The organism is Acinetobacter sp. WA-87, from assembly GCF_039938935.1.
Taxonomy (GTDB): domain Bacteria; phylum Pseudomonadota; class Gammaproteobacteria; order Pseudomonadales; family Moraxellaceae; genus Acinetobacter; species Acinetobacter seifertii.
Window position 1 is genome coordinate 466,993 of the sequence record NZ_JBDUVF010000003.1, and the last position, 11,793, is coordinate 478,785.

General features: G+C 39.0%; 10 protein-coding genes and 1 pseudogene. 7 read left to right on the forward strand and 4 right to left on the reverse strand.

The annotated features are described in order from the left end of the window. Nucleotides 1–74 precede the first annotated feature (74 nt). Both ABFY81_RS12430 and miaB read right to left on the reverse strand, forming a co-directional pair. Complete coding sequence (locus ABFY81_RS12430) at nt 75–1,163, reverse strand: PhoH family protein (protein ID WP_004705435.1); 1,089 nt, start codon at nt 1,161–1,163, stop codon at nt 75–77. 37 nt (nt 1,164–1,200) lie between these two features. Beyond that, a complete protein-coding gene (miaB, locus tag ABFY81_RS12435) occupies nt 1,201–2,652 on the reverse strand; it encodes a tRNA (N6-isopentenyl adenosine(37)-C2)-methylthiotransferase MiaB (protein ID WP_068935662.1) in 1,452 nt (483 codons plus the stop codon). A gap of 286 nt (nt 2,653–2,938) precedes the next feature. On the opposite strand from miaB, the gene ABFY81_RS12440 reads away from it, so the two are divergent. From ABFY81_RS12440 to ABFY81_RS12455, 4 genes are all read left to right on the forward strand, one after another. Next, entirely contained in the window at nt 2,939–4,882 is a 1,944-nt protein-coding gene (locus ABFY81_RS12440; RefSeq protein ID WP_347913875.1) for a transglycosylase SLT domain-containing protein, read from the forward strand. A gap of 57 nt (nt 4,883–4,939) precedes the next feature. Beyond that, nucleotides 4,940–5,602: a hypothetical protein gene (locus ABFY81_RS12445; RefSeq protein ID WP_004705438.1), complete on the forward strand. Its 663-nt coding sequence runs from the start codon at nt 4,940–4,942 to the stop codon at nt 5,600–5,602. Between the two features lie 210 nt (nt 5,603–5,812). Continuing rightward, nucleotides 5,813–6,799 carry a malate dehydrogenase gene (locus ABFY81_RS12450; RefSeq protein WP_002119517.1) on the forward strand — a complete coding sequence of 329 codons (987 nt, stop codon included), beginning with the start codon at nt 5,813–5,815 and terminating at the stop codon, nt 6,797–6,799. A 162-nt stretch (nt 6,800–6,961) separates the two neighbouring features. Continuing rightward, nucleotides 6,962–7,207, forward strand: a complete 246-nt coding sequence (locus ABFY81_RS12455; protein WP_347913876.1) for a DUF2789 family protein — start codon at nt 6,962–6,964, stop codon at nt 7,205–7,207. A gap of 50 nt (nt 7,208–7,257) precedes the next feature. Here ABFY81_RS12455 and ABFY81_RS12460 read toward each other — a convergent pair whose 3' ends face one another. Further along, a complete protein-coding gene (locus tag ABFY81_RS12460; protein ID WP_004705440.1) occupies nt 7,258–7,785 on the reverse strand; it encodes a hypothetical protein in 528 nt (175 codons plus the stop codon). Nucleotides 7,786–7,853: 68 nt separating this feature from the next. Further along, nucleotides 7,854–8,459, reverse strand: coding sequence for a 2OG-Fe(II) oxygenase (locus tag ABFY81_RS12465; RefSeq protein WP_347913877.1), 606 nt, complete (start codon nt 8,457–8,459; stop codon nt 7,854–7,856). A 116-nt stretch (nt 8,460–8,575) separates the two neighbouring features. Between ABFY81_RS12465 and rlmJ the strand changes: the two genes are divergently transcribed. The 3 genes and pseudogenes from rlmJ (at nt 8,576) to ABFY81_RS12480 (ending at nt 11,412) form a co-directional block, all read left to right on the forward strand. After that, on the forward strand, nt 8,576–9,433 hold the full coding sequence (rlmJ, locus tag ABFY81_RS12470; protein ID WP_004705444.1) for a 23S rRNA (adenine(2030)-N(6))-methyltransferase RlmJ: 858 nt from the start codon (nt 8,576–8,578) through the stop codon (nt 9,431–9,433). A 41-nt stretch (nt 9,434–9,474) separates the two neighbouring features. After that, nucleotides 9,475–10,308 carry a CDP-diacylglycerol--serine O-phosphatidyltransferase gene (gene pssA / locus ABFY81_RS12475; protein WP_004705447.1) on the forward strand — a complete coding sequence of 278 codons (834 nt, stop codon included), beginning with the start codon at nt 9,475–9,477 and terminating at the stop codon, nt 10,306–10,308. Nucleotides 10,309–10,325: 17 nt separating this feature from the next. Continuing rightward, a pseudogene (locus ABFY81_RS12480) lies at nt 10,326–11,412 on the forward strand (DUF6670 family protein). Nucleotides 11,413–11,793 lie beyond the last annotated feature (381 nt).

Below are 11,793 nucleotides of genomic sequence, written 5' to 3' on the forward strand. Positions count from 1 at the left end.
CTTCCCATCATTTCATGCCTTGCCTGCTCAATTTTAGCCGACAACGCAATCCAATTTTGAATATTCAACAGACCCTAGGCATCCTGATGTTGCAAGTCTGCTGCTGTATCGTTTTCAGCAACTAATGCCTCTTGGCGTGCTTTACGTTCAGCACGTGCTTCAGCATTAAGACGCTGTTGTTCACCATCCCAACCTTCATACGCTTCAACAATTTTTTGAACAAGTTGATGACGTACAACGTCACGAGAATGGAAACGGGTAATATGAATTTCTTTAATATTCTCAAGTACACGAAGAGCGTGTGCCAAACCAGATTGTTGGCCTCGAGGTAAATCTACTTGGGTAATATCACCTGTAATCACTGCGCGAGAGCCAAAACCTAAACGGGTCAAGAACATTTTCATTTGTTCAGGTGTTGTGTTTTGGGCTTCATCCAAAATTACAAATGAATGATTAAGAGTACGACCACGCATATAAGCAAGAGGAGCAACCTCAATCACTTGACGCTCGATTAGTTTGGCAACTTTTTCAAAGCCGAGCATTTCGTAAAGAGCATCGTAAAGAGGGCGTAGGTATGGGTCAATTTTCTGAGTAAGATCACCAGGTAAGAAACCGAGCTTTTCTCCTGCTTCTACCGCAGGACGTACAAGTAAAATCCGCTGGATTTCGTTGCGTTCGAGCATATCTACGGCTGCGGCAACTGCTAAATAAGTTTTACCTGTACCAGCAGGGCCTACACCAAAAGAAATATCGCTTTGTAAAATACGTTGTACATAACGTTTTTGGTTGGCACCACGCGGATTAATACGGCCTTTTCGAGTCTGGAAATAGACATCCATTGGTGCATCATGCTCATCCATCTCTTCACCAACCAGCTCGAAATTACGCTCGGTTTGAGAAGATTGAATGAGTAGATGCAACAAGTCAGCACTGATTTGCTGGGATACCTCAGACTCTTCATAGAGTCGCTGCAATAGTGCTTCGGCTCTCCCAACAGCATCTATCTCACCATCTATGTGAAAAACATCTCCACGATGAGTAATTTTGACATCTAAACGCTGTTCAATTTGCTTAAGGTGCCCATTATAGGCACCCAAGATGCTCTTTAAACGTTCCATTGAAACTTCAGGAAATGTTACGGTACGTCGAATCGCTGCAGTCAAGAGAAAACCTTTCAGTAGACTTTAGAATACCTCTACATTACGCCACGTCAGGCTCAAGATTCAAGAGCTCGCCGTAAACTAAATTTAAAGTTTTAATTTCAGTAATCTCGATCTCTGCAAAGCGACCCACCCATGAAGCATCACCTACAAAAGTGACTAGACGAGTATTGTCTGCGGTACCTAATAAAATATTAGGGTCTTGATCAGATACTTTTTCAACGAGAACACGTTCAATTTTGCCAAGCATTGCGTCAGTTTTTTCAATACTAGACTGTTTAATCACTTTTTGAACTTGGGCTAAACGCTCTTTTTTAACGTGTTCAGGTGTTGTATCTGGTAAGTCTGATGCTGGTGTACCAGGACGTTTTGAGTAAACGAAGCTGTATGAGTGGTCGAAATCTAAGTCTTTGATAAACTGAAGTGTTTCTGCGAAATTTTCATCAGTTTCTCCAGGGAATCCAATAATAAAGTCGCTCGATAAATGCATGTCAGGGCGTATTTTACGTAACTTGGCAATTTTATCGATATACACATCAATAGTGTGATTTCGCTTCATGGCCTGTAAAACATCGTTAGATCCGCTTTGTACAGGCAAATGTAAATGTGAAACCATTTGAGGTAAATCTTCATAACACTGAATAAGCTCATCAGAGAACTCAAGTGGGTGTGAAGTTGTATAACGTAGTCGTCCAATACCCGGAATTTCTGCAACGAGTCGTAACAATTCAGGGAAGGTACAAATGCCACCTTCGAATGTTTCACCACGGTAGCCATTTACATTTTGACCCAGCAATGAAATTTCACGGACACCTTTTTCAGCAAGACCAGCAATTTCTGCGAGTACATCATCTAGAGGACGAGAAACTTCCTCACCACGTGTATATGGCACTACACAGAAGGAACAATATTTAGAGCAACCTTCCATAATAGAAACGAATGCTTTAAAGCCTTCAACGCGTGGTTCAGGTAAAAAGTCGAATTTTTCGATATCTGGAAAAGAAATATCAACCAGTTTGATTTTATCTTTTTTGGGTTTTTCTACTTGAGCATTATGCTGATCAAGCATTTGCGGTAAGCGGTGGAGGGTTTGAGGGCCGAAAATCATGTCCACATAAGGAGCACGTTTTTGAATATTGTCACCTTCTTGAGATGCGACACAACCACCCACACCAATCACAAGGTCAGGATTTTTATCTTTTAATTTGCGCCAGCGGCCTAATTCACTGAATACTTTCTCTTGCGCTTTTTCACGGATAGAGCAAGTATTCATGAGCAGAATGTCTGCTTCATTAGGATTTGACGTTAAAACGTAGCCGTGAGAATCCCCTAAAAGGTCTGCCATACGGTGACTGTCATACTCATTCATCTGACACCCTTGAGTTTCAATATAAAGTTTTTTTATTGAAACATCAGTGGTGTGCGTTGGCTGGGTAACAGTGTTTTCTGAGGCAGCTTTGGCACCATTGGGAATGAAGGTTTGAACCGTCATGCAGGCTCCTAACAGATCGATCTAGATAAATAATAAAATGACCCAAAACGGGTCAAACCAATCATTATAGCAGTATTTGTGCCGGACAGATAACAATAACTGCCATAAGCTGCACATGATTTATGGAGACAAATGACATAAATTTTAATGATGTCGAATCAGATAGTTACATAACACAACAAAAGAATGCACGAAGAATAATTAAACTATGCCTAAAGGTGGATAGTCAGGGTTTAGCGCATTTATGAGACCAGGTAAAAAGAGCTCATCAAACAAGAGTCGTGTGATGAAAAATAAATATGCACATCGTAGCTGGTTAGGAGCTGTGTGTTTACTTGGTTGTTCATTGTCTTATGCAGCAGAAGAACAATTTAATGATGCATTAAATGCCGCAAATAGTGGTAATACCGCCTTGTTAGACCAATATCAGGCAGCAATGCAAAATGATGTATTGGGTTATTACCCTGAATATTGGAAACTAAACAGTAATTTAGGCTTTCAATCCCCAACGTCAATTGTAAGTTTTGCCCAGCGCTATCCTCAATCTGCTATGGCAGAAAAGCTTGCAGCAGATTACGTAGAAGAAAAAGTAAAACAAGCTGACTTTGTATCTGCTCAACCACTTTTATCTTATGTGTCTAACCCTGATCCAGCCGAAAATTGTGCTTTAGCGCAGGTGAGAGCTAAAAGTGGTGATGCATTAGTATTTGCTGAATATAAAGATGTTTGGTTGGCAACAGAATCTCAACCAGAATCATGTGTTGGGCTAGGTCGTATGATGATTTCTAGTCCATTAATGAGTACTCAAGATAAGCAACAACGTCTGTGGGTACAGCTACGCTCTGGTCTATCTGGACAGGCACTTGCTACTGCTCAAAGTTTAGGAATAAATCTTTCTTTGGCTCAGCTTAACCAGATTCAAGCAAATCCGCTTAACTATTTGTGGACTGCCCCAAAAACTAATGATGCTGATTATGCTTATTTGATTTTTGCATTGGGACGTCTTGCGAATAATGACTTGGGAAATGCGTTTGCAAATGTGCAGCGAGTAGCACAAGGCACTCCCGAGAATGTACAAAAATATCTATATCGAACCGTAGCTTATATTGGCGGAACTACGGTCATGAAAAATAATTTTAACCGAGAAGTTCTTCAATACTTTGATGCGAGTTATGGCTACCCTTTAAGCCCTGAAGAAGCTGAAATTTATGCACGACAAGCAATTCGCTTTAGCGCATGGGAAAGTTTAATTCGTGCGATTGATAGTATGTCGGTTTCACAGAAGCAAGAAGATCGCTGGCAATATTGGTTAGCTCGTGCGACAGAACAGCGTGGTGATAGTAATTCTAAAAATACGGCACAACGTATTTATAAGAAACTCGCTGAAAGTGGTGATGATTATCACAACTTACTTGCAAAAGACCGTTTAGGTGTACGCTATAATCATCAACCTTATAGTGATGAGCCAACTGCAAGTGATTTGCGCCGTTTAGATCAAAATATTCACTTTAACCGTGCATTTACTCTGAGACGTATTAACGCTAATCCGACTTATACAAATCGCGAATGGAACTGGGCAGTCCGTCAGGCCTATCTTCAACATGATGATGGTTTACTATTAGCTGCTGCAAAGCGTGCTCATGATATGGGTTGGTATGACCGTGCAATTTATGCAGCGGATCGTACAACTAATAAACATAATGATACCTATCGTTATGTCACCCCACATAAGACTAATGTCGTAAGTCATAGTTACAATGCTGGAATTGATCCAGCTTGGGCTTATGGTTTAATGCGTCAAGAAAGTCGGTTTGTTACCTCGGCACGTTCCCATGTGGGGGCAGGTGGCCTGATGCAAATTATGCCTGATACAGCAAAGTTGATTGCTCGTCAGATGGGGGAGACATATAATCCGGCGGCGTTGAGTGAAATGAATACCAATATTCGTTATGGAACATTTTATTTATCAATGATTCAAGGTCAGTTAAGCAATAACCCTGTTTTAGCGACAGCGGGTTATAATGCTGGTCCGAATCGTGCAAGACGTTGGCAACCAGATTACCAACCGATTGAGGCTGATCAGTATACGGAAACCATTCCATTGCTTGAAACAAGAGATTACGTTAAGCATGTCATGACGAATGCGACACACTATGGAGTGGTATTAGGTCAAGGCGCTCAGTCATTAATACAGCGTATGAAAGTCATTCCAATGCGGTCATCACCTTAATTTTAGATGATGAATGATGGAACATTCTTTTAATTGGCATAACCAAGTTTTAATTAAATGAAATATAGATATTTAGGACCTCAATCAATATCACAACTTGCATGGTGGTTGATCTGTGCAAGCATTGGATTGATGAGTTCTGTTTTACATGCGGAACCTGTTAACGTGCAAGGTTATGTCATGCATGTACAGATGACGCCTGCTGTCTGTTCGTTAGATCCTTCTAAACAGAAGCAGCGTAAATGTCTGGAAGGATATTCACTTACAATTACTGGCTTAATGCCAGAAACTACCCGAACTGACTGTTCAACAGAAAGTTCTGCTGCACTATCACCATTACAAGCTAAAGTTGTTGCTCGCGTTATGCCAGACAATAATGCTCGCGTGCAGCTTTGGAAAAGTGTCGGTGGCTGTGTTCCTATGAATGCGAGTCAATATTTCCGTACGATTATTAACTTTGCCGAGCGGTTAAAAATACCTGCTAATTTAACAAGTTCTAGCAATGTAGAAATGCAACAATCTACATTACGTCAGCAGTTTACGAAGCTTAATCCAAGCATGCCTCAAAATGGTATCCGTTTTAATTGCCAGTTATCTCGTTCGGATGTTGTTCTTACAGAAGTTAAAGTCTGTTACACCGTAAATGGCCAATATAAACAGTGTTCAAATCACGTTGTCTCGAATTGTCCAAGTGAAATTACAATTAAAGGTAGTTACTAAACGAGCTACCATTTCATAAAAAAATGCTGACCATACATTGAATCTATTTGTAAAGATTAATTTGTATTTTCTATCAGACTTTTGGTGAAAATGAGTCGCTTTTACATGCATCTGCAACTTCTTTAGAGTACAATCTTTGCCGTTTATGATGATTTGGTTAGATAGAATCGCTATTTAGCCCGATTAAGGACACTCATTGGAGACAATTACATGAAGCAACCCGTTCGTGTTGCCGTGACTGGCGCTGCAGGTCAAATTGGTTACAGCTTATTATTCCGTATTGCAAGCGGTGAAATGCTAGGTAAAGATCAACCAGTTATTTTACAATTGCTTGAAGTTCCAGTTGAAAAAGCACAACAAGCGCTTAAAGGCGTAATGATGGAACTTGATGACTGTGCTTTCCCTTTATTGGCTGGCATGATCGGGACTGATGATCCTAAAGTTGCATTTAAAGATGCTGACTATGCATTATTAGTTGGTTCTCGTCCACGTGGTCCTGGTATGGAACGTGCTGACTTGTTAAAAGTTAACGGTGAAATCTTCATTGGCCAAGGTCAAGCTTTGAACGAAGTTGCTAGCCGTAACGTTAAAGTATTAGTTGTAGGTAACCCTGCAAATACTAACGCTTATATCGCAATGAAATCTGCTCCAGATCTTCCAGCGAAAAACTTCACAGCTATGTTACGTCTTGACCACAACCGCGCGTTGACTCAAGTTGCTCAAAAAGCTGGTGTTGCTGTTGCTGACATCGAAAACTTAACAGTTTGGGGCAACCACTCTCCAACAATGTATGCTGACTACCGTTTTGCAACTGCAAACGGCGAAAGCTTAAAAGACAAGATCAACGATCCAGCTTGGAACAAAGATGTATTCCTTCCAACTGTTGGTAAACGTGGTGCTGCGATTATCGAAGCACGTGGTTTGTCTTCTGCTGCTTCTGCTGCTAACGCTGCAATTGACCATATGCGTGATTGGGCGCTTGGTACAAACGGCAAGTGGGTAACTATGGGTATTCCATCTGATGGTTCTTATGGTATTCCTGAAGGCGTTATGTTCGGTTTCCCTGTAACAACTGAAAACGGTGAATATAAAATCGTTCAAGGTTTAGAAATTGACGAATTTAGCCGTGAGCGTATCAACTTCACTCTAAACGAGCTTGAAGAAGAACGTGCAGCAATTGCTGACATGGTAAAATAATTCATTATTTTAATGAATTAAAAAGCACTCTCTTGTAGGGTGCTTTTTTATGTTTGAAAATTTATAGCTACACACAAAAAACAACAAGAAAATATAGACATAGATATGCAACTAAACCCTATAGTTGTTAGATTATGGAAAAGAAGTTATAGGAGAATAACAGTGTTTGAACAGCAACCGACATTAGAACTTTTATTTGAACAATTGGGATTAGATGCTGATGAGGCGAGTATTGAAAACTTCATCAAAACGCATCAATTGCCTGCTGAACAGAAATTACATGAAGCATCTTTTTGGTCAAAAGGACAAAGTGATTTTTTAAAAAGTCATTGGGAAAAAGATGATGAGTGGATTGTCGTCATTGATGAGCTCAATGAACAGTTACATGAAGATAGTGTCAAAAAATAGCAAAATAAAAAGGCCTGTTTATTAGCAACAGGCCTTTTAAAATTCATACTTTAATGAGTTTTTCGTTTTAATAAATCCTTGTACCATGACTCATGGCGTACTGGATGAAATACCGGATGTTCATGAACCAGCTCAAGATCACATTGAGTTGTAGATACATATTTAGTAAGCCAATGCCGAGTGAGGGCAGGTTTTTCTTGTGCTGCCGAAGCATAAGCCAAGAAGAAATAGATATCTGCATGCTCATGATGCGATAGTGGTTTCAAAATTTGCTGAGTAATGAGTGCAAAGCGCTTTTCTTTATTTAATTCAAAATAAATCATATACGCTTTAGCTAAATGCAATGATAAATTTAAATATAAATTCATTGGCATCTCATCATATTCAATGCGAGCTTGTTCGAGCAAAACAATCGCCTCTTGCAAAAAATGAATTTGCTCTTGGCGAACGCGGCTTAACATCGCGAGTTGCATACGTAAATCTGCACGTTCCAAAGCAAGCTCAGGCGTATTTTCCGTTAAATAGAGTTGGTCTGTTTCACCAATTCTGGTCACAATTGCTTTTGTTTCAATAGACATACGCCTTCGCCCTTTTTAATCAATAGCTCTTATATCGGGGTCATTTGAGAAATTTAAAGAGCACTCATCTAACCCCAAATTGAGTTTCCACTACGCAGCCATGCTGTAATTGATAAGCGCTGCTGTTTGGAAACTAAAACTTCGTGCAATAAGTTACTTTGAAATACAACTAACCGATTAGGTTCAGGTTTAACAATATGCCAATTTTCATTTTTATCTTGTAACCTTAATTGTCCACCCCAGTCTTCTTGCCATTCAGGGTGTAAATAATAAACACTAGAGATAATACGATCATTTTTTTGCTGAGGATTATCGCGGTGTAATGCATAAAATTCACCTGCATGGTAACAGGCGAAATGAGCTTCTACCTCTTTAATTCCTAAATAAAATGCTTGATTTAGACTTTGCGATAATAAATTTAGGGTTTCAATATGTTGTTGGGCAATCGGAAGCTGATCATTAATCCATAGAATATGGTCACTCCGAATATTGCTTACCACGCCGTTTTGAATACCAGCTTCTCTGAATTCATCCATATGGTGGCTACATTCATTGGCAACCTGATCGCGATATTGATCTGAATAAGCATGATCTATAATTGCAAAACCATGTGCATTTAAATCATCTAAAATTTGATCCAGATTCCATGAATCAGGAAGCGAGTGATAGTGCATATAACCTCGAATAGATCGTAAAATATCAAGCTGCTCTATTTTAGATGATCACAACCTTACGAAAGAATATTTTTTTCATGTTAAACTATTTGTTGAATTGAGGAATTAAAGTCAACATGAATTACCGTCACCATTTCCATGCGGGCAACTTTGCAGATGTTATGAAGCATGTGCTTTTGCTACAGCTTCTTAATCGTTTAAATGCCAAAGATAAACCTTATCGTTATATCGATACGCATGGAGGTGCAGGAAAATATGATTTATCTCAAGCACCTGCGCAAAAGTCAGGAGAATTCCTAACAGGTATTCATCGTCTTGTTCAGCTTTCAGAAATGGAAAAGCGCCAAGCTCCTGAAGCAATTCAACAATACTTAAAACTTGTTGAAGAACTACGCTCTCAAGAAGGTAAGGGGAGTTATCCTGGTTCTCCTTGGTTTGCATTACAAGGTATGCGCGAAATTGATAAAGCGACTATATTTGAAATGCAACGTGATGTTTTTCAGCAATTACGTCATAACATTCATGACAAACGTGCAGGTTTGCACGAGCGCGATGCATATGAAGGCTTACTTGGTGTAATTCCACCGAAGGAAAAGCGCGGTCTAGTCATGATTGACCCGCCATACGAGTTAGAACGTAAAGATTTTCCGCAATTAGTTGAATTGTTACAACAAGCTCATAAGAAATGGCCAACAGGCGTTTTTGCAGTTTGGTATCCAATTAAAGACCGAGCGATGATTGAGCGTTTTGAAAAGAAAATGTTCAAAACAGGAATTCGCCGTCAGTTAGTTTGTGAAATTTGTGTATGGCCAGATGACACTCCTGTAGGTCTAAATGGTTGTGGTTTATTGGTAATCAACCCGCCTTGGCAGTTCTCTGAACAAGCCGATCAAGCCCTACAATGGTTATTCCCTCACTTACGTATGCAAGAAACGGGTGGTCACGCCGCTGTACGCTGGTTAGTGGGTGAGTAATAATTAATCTAAATCAATGCACATGTTTGGAATAGAAAATAATGACAAATGCGCCTAAACCAGAGCAAGATTTAACTCATAATGAACATTCTTTTGATGGGATTACGTTCGAAGTGGTTGAAGAGGAAGATAATCCGGAAGGACAAAAAGTAAAGCGTCGAGGTATTTATCTTTGGCCTAACTTAATAACTACAGCCGCTTTGTTGTCTGGTTTCTATTCCATCATTGCGAGTATGAATGGCGAATTTACTCAAGCAATTTATGCCATTTTTATAGCAGCATTGTTAGATGGGTTAGATGGTCGAGTTGCCAGAGCAATCGGTGCGCAAAGTGCTTTTGGTGAGCAATATGACTCATTGTCAGATTTGTTAGCCTTTGGTGTAGCGCCAGCAATGCTAATGTATAGCTGGAGTCTGCATGATTTGGGCCGTATAGGTTTAGCTTGCTGTTTTGTTTATACTGCTTGTGCGGCTTTCCGTTTAGCGCGTTTTAATGTTCAAATTGGAGTAGTTGATAAACGTTACTTTATTGGTATCGCAAGTCCACTTGCTGCAATTATTATTATTTCACTTGTATGGGTTGCGCGAGATTACCCATTCATTTTCGATTTGCGTGATATTGCGATTCAAGTGATTAATTCGGTGATCATGGTGGTGGTTGGACTACTTATGATTTCAAACATTAAATACTATTCATTTAAGCAAATGGACCGTAAGCGTGTTCCTTTTGTAGTTATGTTGCCAGTAGTACTGATTTTTGCAGCAATCACTTATAATATCCCAATGGGTATTTTGATTGTTTCAATTATCTATGCTCTATCGGGCTTTGTTACCACACTATTAGCTAAAAAAAATAACGAGACTATCAGAACATAAATTATATGAGGTTCAGTATGCCGAAGTTGATGAATCAGATAAATCAATTGCAGCAGCTGGGCCTCAACTCAAATGGGGGCGTTGTATATCAGCCTTCTAGAGGCTTTTTCAAAGTTGTTTATCAAGGTTTAATCCTTCCTAACTTACCTGCGCCACTTCGTTATTTTAATTATATTAGCCTGATTGGACAGCCTAGAATTCCCCTTTGTTATAACGCAAACAGTATTGTGACTTCTGCGATTGATACAGCAACAGTATTGGTCAGTAGTAGTTTACACAGTGTAGATCACTTAAAAATTTATTCAGTTCGAAGACAATGTCAGCTTAATCCTAATTACTACCAATTTGATAAAACTGATCTTATTGAATGGCAAATTCCTCAAATTCATCTTAAACGAGTGGATTCTGAGATGAGCTGTGATTTAGTTATTCAAACTCCTTCTAATATTTTGAACTCATCTGCATTGCAGTGGGGAATATCAGACTATTGGACAGTTCTTTGTCATTGTGAAGGTGAAATCTTATATAAAGGGCAAAAATATGAAGTGAGTGGATTAGGGCGATTTAAACATGCTCGAGCATTACACTTACCCTTTCTATCTTTATGTTTTTATACATATCAAGTGATTAATCTCAATGAAAAAACTCAAGTCACTCTGACCCAAATAAGAAACCAATGGAATATCGTTTTGTGTTCACGCTTAGATATCCAAGAAATAGGTAAAGAACCATTAACTTTTACTGAAGAAGTTAATTTTCATATTTACCGTGTTTATCCAAAAGTTCAAACACCATTTGGAAGAGAAATGTATTTACCTCGAGAGTTTTCTTGGCAATGTAAAAAAAATGGAAAAGTTATTTTTGAGCTCTATGCTGAAAGTCGTGGTGATTATAAATTTGGATTGGCCGCTGGATATATAGGAAGTTTCAGCTACCAGTTAAGCTGGAATGATCAGTGTCTTCAGGGAGAGGGTGGATATTGTGAATATATCGATTGCCGGCCTTTAAGATGGCAAGAGAAGAACCAGAATGAAAAAAGACTCGATAAATTGCTGCTTTTACAACCATGTTTATATAAAAAATGAATATTTTTACCATTTTTGATCAAAAAGCGAACTGTTGATGCGCTAATGTTTAAAAAGGTATTGCAAAGGGATCTTAATGCTCTATAATGCACATCCATCGGCGGTGATGCAGATAGAAACTTGTTGAAAAACAGTTACTTGTGATTAAGTTGGTTGCTTTAAGTGATGAATTTGATGATAAGGTGGTTTAGAAAATAAGTTTTAAAAAATATCGAAATTACCTGTTGACTTTTAAGAGATTAAGAGTAATATAGCCGACCTAGCTTGCTGGTGACGAACCAGGAAGAAGATCATTAAGAGAATTGAAGAACAACTTGTGTGGATTTTTACTGATTGATTAATCGAAATAATTTTCATTGATTGATTGGTTTAAATTACTCGAAGTTTATTTGAGCGAAAT